The 9,673-nt window shown below is 62.7% G+C and carries 13 protein-coding genes; 7 read left to right on the plus strand and 6 right to left on the minus strand.

All coding sequences use genetic code 11. The features are described 5' to 3' along the window. Positions 1 to 78 precede the first annotated feature (78 nt). The 4 genes from EEB11_RS10545 to dnaQ are packed head-to-tail and all read left to right on the plus strand — an operon-like array spanning position 79 to position 2,789. Positions 79 to 672: a Maf family protein gene (locus EEB11_RS10545; protein WP_135431109.1), complete on the plus strand. Its 594-nt coding sequence runs from the start codon at positions 79 to 81 to the stop codon at positions 670 to 672. After that, entirely contained in the window at positions 669 to 1,508 is an 840-nt protein-coding gene (locus EEB11_RS10550; protein ID WP_135431111.1) for a shikimate dehydrogenase, read from the plus strand. The genes EEB11_RS10545 and EEB11_RS10550 overlap by 4 nt, the downstream gene beginning before the upstream one ends. Next, complete coding sequence (coaE, locus tag EEB11_RS10555) at positions 1,505 to 2,095, plus strand: dephospho-CoA kinase (RefSeq protein ID WP_135431113.1); 591 nt, start codon at positions 1,505 to 1,507, stop codon at positions 2,093 to 2,095. Before EEB11_RS10550 ends, coaE begins: the two co-directional genes overlap by 4 nt. Next, positions 2,088 to 2,789: a DNA polymerase III subunit epsilon gene (gene dnaQ / locus EEB11_RS10560; RefSeq protein ID WP_135431115.1), complete on the plus strand. Its 702-nt coding sequence runs from the start codon at positions 2,088 to 2,090 to the stop codon at positions 2,787 to 2,789. Before coaE ends, dnaQ begins: the two co-directional genes overlap by 8 nt. Before the next feature lie 52 nt (positions 2,790 to 2,841). On the opposite strand, the gene secB is transcribed toward dnaQ, so the two are convergent. Beyond that, positions 2,842 to 3,357 (minus strand): protein-export chaperone SecB, encoded by a 516-nt coding sequence (secB, locus tag EEB11_RS10565; RefSeq protein ID WP_135431117.1) that lies wholly within the window; start codon positions 3,355 to 3,357, stop codon positions 2,842 to 2,844. Positions 3,358 to 3,417: 60 nt separating this feature from the next. Beyond that, a complete protein-coding gene (locus EEB11_RS10570) occupies positions 3,418 to 3,888 on the minus strand; it encodes an FxsA family protein (protein ID WP_135431119.1) in 471 nt (156 codons plus the stop codon). A gap of 135 nt (positions 3,889 to 4,023) precedes the next feature. Here EEB11_RS10570 and EEB11_RS10575 point away from each other — a divergent pair, with 135 nt between their 5' ends. Genes EEB11_RS10575 through EEB11_RS10585 form a run of 3 tightly spaced genes read left to right on the plus strand, consistent with a single transcriptional unit; the run spans position 4,024 to position 6,324 of the window. Then, a complete protein-coding gene (locus EEB11_RS10575) occupies positions 4,024 to 4,683 on the plus strand; it encodes a Tim44/TimA family putative adaptor protein (RefSeq protein ID WP_135431121.1) in 660 nt (219 codons plus the stop codon). An 18-nt stretch (positions 4,684 to 4,701) separates the two neighbouring features. Then, positions 4,702 to 5,724, plus strand: a complete 1,023-nt coding sequence (gene mltA / locus EEB11_RS10580; RefSeq protein ID WP_494338050.1) for a murein transglycosylase A — start codon at positions 4,702 to 4,704, stop codon at positions 5,722 to 5,724. A gap of 3 nt (positions 5,725 to 5,727) precedes the next feature. Then, entirely contained in the window at positions 5,728 to 6,324 is a 597-nt protein-coding gene (locus tag EEB11_RS10585; protein ID WP_135431125.1) for a Smr/MutS family protein, read from the plus strand. 6 nt (positions 6,325 to 6,330) lie between these two features. Here the strand turns inward: EEB11_RS10585 and hslU are convergent, their stop codons facing one another. The 4 genes from hslU to trxA form a co-directional block, all read right to left on the minus strand. Beyond that, positions 6,331 to 7,626 carry an ATP-dependent protease ATPase subunit HslU gene (gene hslU / locus EEB11_RS10590; protein WP_135431127.1) on the minus strand — a complete coding sequence of 432 codons (1,296 nt, stop codon included), beginning with the start codon at positions 7,624 to 7,626 and terminating at the stop codon, positions 6,331 to 6,333. Beyond that, entirely contained in the window at positions 7,623 to 8,678 is a 1,056-nt protein-coding gene (locus EEB11_RS10595; RefSeq protein ID WP_135431129.1) for a hypothetical protein, read from the minus strand. Before EEB11_RS10595 ends, hslU begins: the two co-directional genes overlap by 4 nt. Next, positions 8,675 to 9,235 carry an ATP-dependent protease subunit HslV gene (hslV, locus tag EEB11_RS10600; protein ID WP_135431131.1) on the minus strand — a complete coding sequence of 187 codons (561 nt, stop codon included), beginning with the start codon at positions 9,233 to 9,235 and terminating at the stop codon, positions 8,675 to 8,677. The genes EEB11_RS10595 and hslV overlap by 4 nt, the downstream gene beginning before the upstream one ends. A 98-nt stretch (positions 9,236 to 9,333) precedes the next feature. Further along, entirely contained in the window at positions 9,334 to 9,660 is a 327-nt protein-coding gene (gene trxA, locus EEB11_RS10605; RefSeq protein ID WP_103334991.1) for a thioredoxin, read from the minus strand. Positions 9,661 to 9,673: the final 13 nt, after the last annotated feature.

Raw genomic sequence — 9,673 nt, forward strand, 5'->3', positions numbered from 1 at the left:
TCGCCCAATATCCTCTCCTGCGCACAAAACGCGCTGCGTGAACAAAGTAAGCATATCCACAGGGATGGCCTGACTGAAATGACCCTTATTCTGGCATCCGGCTCCGAGATCCGGCAACAGCTGCTGACGGCGGCAGGCGTCCTCTTTACGGTTCAGTCAGCGCAGGTCGACGAAGAGACAATCCGCCGCGCCCTGCAGGCAGAACAGGCCCGTCCAAGGGACATGGCCGATGCCCTTGCCGAGATGAAAGCCCGCAAGATCGCCGAAAAGCGGCCCGACTGCATGGTGCTTGGCTGTGACCAGATTCTGGAGTTTCAGGGCGACGTGCTGGCCAAGGCTGAAACCCCGGCTGAAGCGCGCGACCAGTTGCGCAGGCTGCGCGGCGGATGGCACAAGCTGTGGTCTGCCGCGGTGATCTATCACGATGCCCGGCCGGTGTGGCGGTTCACGGGCGAGGCGCGGCTTTTGATGCGCCCGCTGTCCGACGCCTATCTGGAAGATTATGTCGACCGGAACTGGCACAGCATCCGTCACAGCGTGGGCGGTTACAAGCTGGAGGAAGAAGGCTGCCGCCTGTTTTCCGCCGTCGAAGGCTGCTCGTTCACCGTGATGGGCCTTCCCCTTTTGGCCATTCTGGGCTACCTCGGTGACAGAGGTCTTATTCCGACATGACAGATCATCCCCGCATTCCTCTGGCCGGCGTTATCGGACATCCTATCGCGCACAGCCGGTCCCCTGCGTTGCACGGGTATTGGTTGAAACGCTACGGCATTCGCGGCCATTACATCCCGCTTGATGTCGCACCGTCCGATCTGGCGCATATGCTGCAGGCTTTGCCGAAGATGGGGTTTGTCGGGGTCAACATCACCATTCCGCACAAGGAAGCGATCCTGCAGATTGCCGATGTGATCACGGATCGCGCCGCCCTGATTGGTGCCGCCAACACGTTGATTTTTCGCAAAGACGGCCGGATTCAGGCCGATAACACCGATGGGTCGGGCTTTATCGCCAATCTGCGGCAGAACGCCCCGCAGTGGCGGCCAACGGACGGGCCTGCCGTGGTTTTCGGCGCGGGCGGTGCGGCCCGGGCCGTGGTGGCGGCCCTGATCGAAGTGGGTGTGCCCGAAATCCGCATCACCAACCGGACCCGCGTGCGGGCAGAGGCGCTGCGGTCAGATTTCGGCGCGAAACTTGTGGTCAGCGAATGGACTCAGGCCCCCAACATGCTGGATGGCGCAACCACCGTGATCAACACCACTTCGCTTGGCATGACCGGAAAAGCTGACTTCCGGGTTCCGCTGGACGGTCTGCGCCAGGATGCCGTGGTGACAGATCTGGTCTACACCCCACTGATGACGCAATTCCTGATGGATGCGCAGGCCAGAGGTTGCACCGTGGTGGACGGGTTGGGCATGTTGCTGCACCAGGCCGCACCGGGGTTTGAGCGTTGGTTCGGGCACCGCCCCGAGGTGGATGACGCCACCCGCCAGGCTGTCTTGTCGGCATGAGCGTGTTCCGCCTTGGGCTGACCGGCTCCATCGGCATGGGCAAATCCACAACAGCTGCGCTTTTCGCCGCCGAAGGCATTCCGGTCTGGGACGCTGACGCCGCCGTACACCGGCTCTACAGCGTGGGTGGGGCGGCGGTCCGCTCGGTTGGGGGTCTGTGCCCCGCAGCGCTACACGACAGCCATATCAACCGTGCCGCCCTGCGCGACTGGATCGCGACCGATCCATCCGCATTGGCCCGGTTGGAAGCGGTGGTGCATCCGCTTGTAGCCGCGGATTGTGAGGCGTTTGTGGCGCAATGCACCGGCGGGATCGCGGTCTTCGATATTCCCCTGTTGTTTGAGAAGGGCACCGAGGCGCAGATGGATGCGACGCTGCTGGTCACAGCACCGAAGGTGCTGCAGCGCCAGCGCGTTCTGGCGCGCCCAGGCATGACCGAACACCAGTTCGCTTTGCTTTTGTCCCGACAGATGCCGGATGCAGAAAAGCGGGCCCGCGCCACGCATATTGTTGAAACCCTGTCCATCCACCAGACCCGCGCCTATGTGCAAGCGTTGATCGGCCATTTGCGAGACAGCCATGCGTGAAATCGTCCTCGATACCGAAACCACCGGATTTGAGCCTTCAGAAGGCCACCGCATCGTTGAAATCGGCGCGGTTGAGCTGTTCAACCACCTGCCGACGGGCAAGACCTACCATCAGTACATCAACCCCGAACGACCCATGCCGAAAGAGGCGTTCGAGGTTCACGGGCTTGGCGATGACTTCCTGAAAGACAAACCGCTGTTCAGATCCATCGGGCAGGCTTTTTTGGACTTCGTGGGTGAGGCGCAACTGGTGATCCACAATGCGGCCTTCGACATGAAGTTCCTGAATTTCGAGCTGCAACGCGCCCAGTTGCCGACCCTTCCCAACGGCCGCGCCACCGATACCCTGTTGATTGCGCGGCGCAAGTTTCCCGGCTCGCCTGCGTCGCTTGATGCGCTGTGCCGCCGTTTCGGCGTCGACAATTCCGCGCGGGAAAAGCACGGCGCCTTGCTTGATTCCGAAATTCTGGCAGAGGTCTATCTGGAACTTGTCGGCGGGCGGCAACCGGACTTTGGCCTTGCGACAGGATCAGACAAAAACAAGCAGACGGATGTTGCGGACCCACAGGCCACCTGGCGGCCCCGTCCGCGCCCCGTGCCCCTTCCCCCTCGCATCAGCGAGACCGAGGCGGCGGCTCATGCTGCCTTTGTGGCCAAGATGGGCGAGGGCGCGATCTGGCTCAGGCGCGGCTGACACACAAAGGCCGGCCCCGAAAGGCCGGCCCTGGCACAGTGCGGATTGTGACTCAGTTCGGCTGACCCTGCGGTGCCGCCGCCGTAGCTTGCGACCGGCGCGCCAGTTCCTGCCGGTACAGCGACAGATAATCAACGGTGTCGATGTTCAGCGGTGGGAAGCCGCCATCACGGGTCACATCGCTGACGATGCGGCGGATGAACGGGAACAGCAGGCGCGGGCATTCGATCATCAGAAACGGGTGGATCTGGTCATCCGGCACGCCTTCGATATGGAACACGCCGCCGTAATCCAGCTCGAGCAGGAACAGCGTTTCGCCATTGGCTTTGTTCTTCGAGGTCACGCGGAATTTCTGGATCACCTCGAACTGGTGGTCCTGTGTGCGCTTGCGTGCATCGAGGCTGACGGCAACCTGAATGTCAGGCTGCACTTCGCCGCCGTTCAGGCCCTTCTGTGCGACCGCATTTTCAAATGACATGTCACGGATGAATTGCGCCAGCACCTGCATCTTGATCTGCGGCTGCGGCTGCGCCTGTGGTTGCGCTGCTGCGCCATTTTCCTCGGCCATCGTGTGTTTTCTCCCTGAGAAACGGTTCGGATACGCTCCTATCAGGTCATTCACCCGTTCTCAATGCCGGGTCCAGCCAGAGGGAGGCCTTGAAGACGGGTTTTCATCCACCTCAAAGAACTCGCCGTCGATGACAACCGGGCCATCGGGGCGGGATGCAGAGGCGGTCGCGCCAAAGGTCTGGATTTTTACCCGCGCGCCGACGAAAGCGATCACGAATTCCCGGACGCGTGGGGCCATCAACAAAAACCCGATGGCATCGGTGAAAAACCCCGGGGTCAGCAGCAAGAGCCCCGCCAGAACGATCAATGCCCCATGTGCCAACGGGGACAGCGGATTTTTCAGCTGGCCCATGTCGCCCCGCAGCTCTGCCAGAACCTTCAGCCCCTGCCACCGCATCAAAACTGTGCCGATCACCCCGGTCAGAAGCACAAGGCCAAGCGTCGGCCACAGGGTCAGCCAGCCGCCAATGGTGATGAAAAGCGCGATTTCGATCATCGGTACCAGCAGGAACAGGGCGAAAAGCCACATCTTGGCCTCCTTCATCGGCATTTGCGGGCCGGGTGGCGTAGACACCGCCCGTTACCAGCCCTACATAAGGCTCGACTGTATAACTTACCAACCCCAATGCTGCCGGTCTTTCACGGCGCCTGATCGAGGTTTTGAATGAACTCTTCCCTGATTCAGCTTCTCGTGCTTGCCGGGATTGCAATTTTCCTCATCCTGAAGCTACGTGCCGTTCTGGGAACCCGCGATGGCTTTGAAAAGCCGCCGGTTCCGCTGGAAGATGTGCGCCCGCGCGTCAAGCGTGACTTTGAGGTGATCGAGGGCGGGCCGGACCGCGATATCAGCGATCATGTCGCAGATGGCTCGGATGCCGCCAAGGCACTGGCCGCGATGAAACTGGCCGAGCCGGAGTTTTCGGTGAATACCTTCCTGCAGGGTGCCCGTGGCGCCTATGAGATGATCTTGATGTCGTTCGAGCGTGGCGAGCTGGACCCGATCCGCCCGTTCCTCGGCGATGAGATCGAGGCGGCTTTCGCCCAGGCGATCAACGCGCGTGAGGCCGAGGGTCTGACGGTCGACGCCACTTTCATCGGCCTGCGCGAACTGGCGCTGCACAACGCCACCTTTGACCGCACCACCAAGCGGGCGGAAATCTCGGTGCGCTATGTCGGCGAGCTGACGTCTGTCGTCCGCAACAAGGCGGGTGAGGTCGTCGAGGGCAACACCAAGGAAATCAAGCGTCAGCGGGATGTCTGGACCTATGGCCGAACCATGGGCGCGTCTGATCCGAACTGGCAACTTGTCGCCACTGGCGACTAAGGGCTGGGCGTGGGGCGGATCCTGAATGCAGCGCGCGCCGTCTGTCTTGGTGCCGCAGTGATGGCAGCAAACGCCGCCCCCGCGCAGGTGCTTGAGTTTGACGCGCTTGACGGTTGGGCGGCGGATGATCATCGCGCGGCCCTTGCGGTGTTTCGCAACACCTGCAGCTTGCTGCGTGACCCGGTGTGGGTGCCGGTCTGCAAGCTGGCCGCCGATGCCGCAGATACTTCCACCGCCGCCCGTCAGTTCTTTGAGCTTTTGTTCCGCCCGGTTGTTGTGGGTACCCCGCCTGCGCTGTTTACCGGCTATTATGAACCGGAGCTGAAAGGGTCGCTGACCCGCACGCCGCGCTTTGGCTATCCGCTGTACCGCAAGCCGCCAGAGCTGACCGAAGGCCAGATATTCCAGTCGCGTGAAGCGATCGAATCCGGTGCCCTGCGGGGGCGTGGGCTGGAGCTGGTCTGGCTTGATGATCCGGTAGAGGTGTATTTTCTGCAAGTTCAGGGCTCGGGTCGCATCGTCTTGCCGGATGGGCGGGTGTTGCGGCTGGGCTACGCGGCCAAGAACGGGCATCCCTACCGGTCCATCGGGCAGGAACTGATCCGGCGTGGCGCGTCGCTGGCAGATGTGTCGGCGCAGGATATCAAGGCCTGGGTCAGGGCCAATCCGGGCCCGGGCCGCGCGCTGCTCAATTCCAACCCGTCCTATGTGTTCTTTCGCAAGCTGGAGGATCTGCCAGCGACAAGCGGCCCGATCGGGTCTATGGGGCGGCCGATTACCGGCCTTCGGTCGGTGGCGATTGATCCGGCTTTTGTCACGTTGGGCGCGCCGGTCTGGGTTGAGAAAGAGGGGCGCGAACCGCTGCGCCGCCTGATGATCGCGCAGGACACCGGCGGGGCGATCAAAGGGGCGCAACGAGCCGACATCTTTTTCGGTACCGGCTTTTCAGCCGGGGAAGAGGCGGGAAAGATCAAGGACGGCGGCCGCCTGATTCAGCTTTTGCCGATTGACCGCGCCTATGCGCTTTTGCCTGACAGATGATCCATGGCACGGCGTCGCACCCTTCGACCAGATGAAGCAGAGCTTTGGCAGGCGGTGACCCGCACCGCCCGGGCCATGCATTCCAATGGGGCCGAAATTTTGCATCCGGCGGAAAAGATTGAAGCTCCAAAAGCCTTTACCGTCGAGGAAACGACGCGCCCGCCCTTTGCGCCCTTCCGCATGGGCGAAAAGGCAGCACCATTGGCACCCCGTAAGCCGGGCGTGCCCGCGCCCAAACCGTCAGAGTCTGCGCTGCAGATGGATGCCAAAGCCTACGGCCGCATGACGCGCGGCAAGCTGGTGCCAGAGGCCCGCATCGACCTGCATGGTCTTACGCTTGCGCAGGCGCACCCCGAATTGAACCGGTTTATTCTGAACGCCCATGCGCAGGGCCTGCGGCTGGTGCTGGTGATCACCGGCAAGGGCAAGGCAAAGCCGGATCACGGCCCGATTCCGACACGGATCGGCGCTCTGCGGCATCAGGTTCCGCAATGGCTGCGCCAGTCGCCCCTCGGGGCAATGGTGCTTCAGGTGGCGGAATCGCATGCCAAGCATGGCGGATCGGGGGCCTTTTACGTCTATCTGCGGCGCGCCAGATAGCGCGCCTTACAACACGTAGCGCGACAGATCGGCAGACCGTGCCAGCGCGCCCACGTTGGCCTCGACAAAATCTGCGTCGATGCTGACCGCCTCACCCGACCGGTCAGGGGCAGAAAAGCTCAGCTCTTCAAATACCCGTTCCAGAATGGTGTACAGCCGCCGCGCGCCGATGTTTTCAACCGATTGGTTCACATCTGCGGCGATGCGGGCCAAGGCGGCAATCCCGTCGGTGGTGAAGGTCACGGTCACCTGTTCGGTGGCCATCAACGCCGAGTATTGCAGCGTCAGCGCGTTTTCGGTCTCGGTCAGGATGCGCACGAAATCCGCCTCGGTCAGCGGCCGCAATTCGACGCGGATCGGCAGGCGGCCCTGCAGTTCCGGCAGCAGGTCCGATGGTTTGGCAATATGAAAGGCACCGCTGGCGATGAACAGGATGTGGTCGGTTTTGACCGGCCCATATTTGGTTGAAACCGTCGTACCCTCGATCAGTGGCAGCAAGTCGCGTTGCACCCCTTCGCGCGACACATCGCCGCCACGCGCATCGCTGCGGGCACAGATTTTGTCGATCTCGTCCAGAAACACGATGCCGTTTTCCTGCACCGCTGTCAGCGCTGCGGCCTTCACCGCCTCGTCATCCAAGAGCTTGTCGGCCTCTTGCCCGATCAACAGATCATAGCTGTCGGCCACCGTCACCTTCTTGCGCACGGTACGGGCACCGAAGGCCTTGAACAGATCCTGCAAGCCCTGCATCTGCATTTCCATCCCTGGCCCGCCCATCATGGGCATCGGGCTGGAGGTGTCGGCCAGGTCCAGCTCGATCACCGTGGCGTCCAGTTCGCCCCGGCGAAGTTTGCCGCGAAACATCTCGCGCGTTTGGTCGCGGGCGTCTTTTCCGGCCAAAGCCTCGATCACGCGCTCCTCAGCTGCCGCCTGTGCGCGGGCCTTCACGTCTTCACGCATCCGTTCACGCGTGTCGATCATCGCGGCATCGACCAGATCGCGGATGATGCTGTCGACATCGCGGCCCACATAGCCCACTTCGGTGAACTTGGTCGCCTCGACCTTCAGGAACGGAGCGCGCGCCAGCTTGGCCAGCCTGCGCGAAATCTCGGTCTTGCCCACACCGGTTGGGCCGATCATCAGAATGTTTTTCGGATACACCTCGTCGCGCAGGTCATCGGCCAGCAGTTTGCGCCGCCAGCGGTTGCGCAGGGCGACGGCCACGGCGCGCTTGGCGTCGTTCTGGCCGATGATGAAGCGATCAAGTTCCGACACGATTTCGCGCGGGGTCAGGTCAGTCATGTTGTGCTCCCATAGGGGGGAAGGTTGGGTTTGCCGGGAAACGCCGGCAGGGCGCGCATCAGGGCCGACCGCAGACGGTCCCATTGCGCGCCAAGGAAGACAAGGGCGAAACCAAGGAACAGGATCACCATGGCGGACCCGTCGAACAGTTCGAAGATCAGCCAGACGGCATAGCCTGCACCAGATACGAGGAAGGATCGCCGGTCGATGGCAAGCGCGACCAAAGCGATGGCAAGCAGGAACGCCAGCAACAGCAATTTGCCACCCTGCCCGCCCGATAGCAGGAACACGGCAACGGTGTTCACAATGGCCGGGGCGGCCACGACATGCAGCCAGAACCCGGTGGTGCTGCGGGTCGACACACGAAGCGGGTCAGACATATCGAACCGCATCGCCAGCGCAAAGGTCAGCAGCCCGAAGATTAGCGACAGAATGGACAGGGGCCCGGTGCCGGACAGGTGCAGCAGGCCCATGCCGTCCGTCGGCAGGACCCCTCTGCTGGCCAGTAGCGACCAGATGGTGGAAAAGACCGCCGTGGCAATGATTGCCGCATCAAACGGCACCCGAAAGCGCTGATAATGCAGCAGCATCAACCCGGCCACCACGGCAGAACTTGCCGCCGATGCCGTCAACCCGCGCAGGCCGACCACATCCGCCGCCGCCGCGCCCAGAACCCAGGCCGTCAGCGCCGACATCACCGCCAGCGCGATGGACGGCGCGATCATCCGACGCGTGAGGGTGAAATACCGTTGCACCACCGACAATCCGGCCAGCGAAACCAGCGCCACCAAAATCGTGTCAAACCCGCCGGGGCTGAACACCTCGGCCCCCAGCGCGGCAGAGATGCCGACCCAGCCGGTAAACAGGATGGTCAGGCCGATGACGATGAAGATTTCGTTGAAGCCCTTGAACAGCACGAAGGGTTCTTCCCCCGGCGCGACCCCCGCAACCGCCTGCCGGCGCGCTTCGGCGAGTCCCGTCAGCCCCGCCGCCTGCGCCTCGGTGATCAGCCCGCGTTGAACGGCGGTGCGAAGGTCTTGCGGGTCGATCATGCCGCAGCAATCCGTTCCACGGTCAGATTTCCGTTGGTGTAGACGCAGATGCTTGCCGCAATCGCCATGGCCTTGCGGGCCACATCCTCGGCAGTCTGATCTGTTTCCATCAGCCCGCGCGCGGCCGCCAGGGCAAAGTTGCCGCCCGAGCCGATGGCGGCGACATCGTGTTCGGGTTCCAGCACATCGCCCGCACCGGTGATCACATACAGCTCGCGCCCGTCGGTCACGATCAGCATGGCCTCAAGGTTGCGCAGGTATTTGTCCATGCGCCAGTCTTTCGCCAGATCGACACAGGCGCGGGCCAGTTGACCGGGGGCAGCTTCCAGCTTTTTCTCCAGCCGTTCCAGCAGGGTAAAGGCGTCGGCGGTCGATCCGGCAAAGCCGCAGACCACGTCATGCCCGCCGGGTGACAGGCGGCGCACCTTGCGTGCCGTACCTTTGATCACGGTCTGGCCAAGGCTGACCTGTCCGTCGCCGGCCACCACAACCTCACCCCCCCGGCGCACTGCAAGAATGGTTGTCCCGTGCCAGCCGGGGAATTTATCGTCTGCCATCTCAAAGCCTCCGTCACTTGCCCCCCTTATATGGCGACGGGGGCGCAAAACAAAAGGGCGGCCCCGCAGGACCGCCCCTTGGTATCTGTAAGTTGCAATCAGATCGCCGACTGAATCCAGGTGGCCAACGCCGCCTTCGGCGCAGCCCCCACCTTGTTCGACACAACCTGCCCGTCCTTGAACAGGAACAGGGCCGGAATTCCGCGCACGCCCAGCTGGGCCGGGCTTTCGGGGTTCTCATCCACGTTGATCTTCACGATCTTGACCTTGCCGGCATATTCGGTCGCCAGCTCTTCAAGGGCCGGGCCGATCTGGCGGCAGGGGCCGCACCATTCGGCCCAGAAATCCACCACGACCGGCAGGGCCGACTGGCGGACCTCGGCATCAAAGGTGGCGTCGGTGACGGCAACGGTCGCAGCGCCCATGTCGTATCTCCTG

Origin of the sequence: Pseudotabrizicola sediminis (assembly GCF_004745575.1) — a bacterium.
Classification (GTDB): domain Bacteria; phylum Pseudomonadota; class Alphaproteobacteria; order Rhodobacterales; family Rhodobacteraceae; genus Pseudotabrizicola; species Pseudotabrizicola sediminis.